This window comes from Microlunatus aurantiacus (assembly GCF_039536605.1).
GTDB lineage: Bacteria > Actinomycetota > Actinomycetes > Propionibacteriales > Propionibacteriaceae > Microlunatus > Microlunatus aurantiacus.
The window spans coordinates 1-1,076 of record NZ_BAAAYX010000043.1; the positions used below are offsets into that span (position 1 = coordinate 1).

Sequence of the window (1,076 nt, forward strand, 5' to 3'; positions counted from 1 at the left end):
GGCCTCGGTGATCCGGTTCAGGAACCGGGCCCGGATGATGCAGCCACCCCGCCAGATCCGGGCCATCGCCCCCCGGTCGATGTCCCAGCCGTACTCCTCGCTGGCCGCGGCGATCTGGTCGAAACCCTGCGAGTACGCCACGATCTTCGACGCGAACAACGCCTGCCGGACGTCCTCCACGAACGCGTCGGTGTCCTCGATGGACCATTCCGCCGCGTGGCCGGGCAGCACCGACCGGGCCGCCTCCCGCTGCGGCACCGACCCCGACAGGGCCCGGGCGAACGTGGCCTCCGCGATCCCGGTGATCGGCACCCCCAGATCCAGGGCGTTCTGCACCGTCCACCGGCCGGTGCCCTTCTGCTCGGCCTGATCCAGGATCACGTCGACCAACGGCAGCCCATCCGCCCCGGTCTGCGACAGCACCTCCGCGGTGATCTCGATCAGGAACGACTCCAGATCCCCGGAGTTCCAGTCGCGGAAGATGTCGGCGATCTCCGCCGCCGACTTCCCGGTGCCCTGCTTGATCAGGTCGTACGCCTCCGCGATCAGCTGCATGTCGGCGTACTCGATGCCGTTGTGCACCATCTTCACGAAGTGCCCCGCACCATCAGGGCCGATGTAGGTGCAGCACGGGGTCCCGTCGACCTTCGCCGAGATCGACTCCAGCAACGGACCCAACGACTCATACGACTCCCGCGACCCACCCGGCATGATCGACGGGCCGTTCAACGCACCCTCCTCACCACCAGACACCCCCGAACCGACGAAGTGCAGACCCTTCGCCTTCAGCTCCTCCTCCCGCCGGATCGTGTCCGGGAAGTGCGCGTTGCCCGCGTCGATGATGATGTCGCCCTCCTCCAGCAACGGCACCAGCTCCGCGATCACCGCATCGGTCGGCGCACCGGCCTTGACCATGATGATCACCCGACGCGGCCGCTCCAACGACGCGACGAAGTCCCCCATCGACTCCGACGCGACGAACGTGCCCTCGTCGCCGTGATCGGCGACCAACGACTCCGTCTTCGCGAAACTGCGGTTGTGGATCGCCACACGATGCCCGTGGCGGGCGAAGTTGC

The 1,076-nt window shown here is 67.7% G+C and carries 1 protein-coding gene; it reads right to left on the bottom strand.

Annotation, left to right across the window (positions count from 1 at the left end; translation table 11 throughout):
- The coding region (gndA, locus tag ABD714_RS22975; protein ID WP_344814795.1) for an NADP-dependent phosphogluconate dehydrogenase at nt 1-1,076 on the bottom strand (1,076 nt) is incomplete at both ends.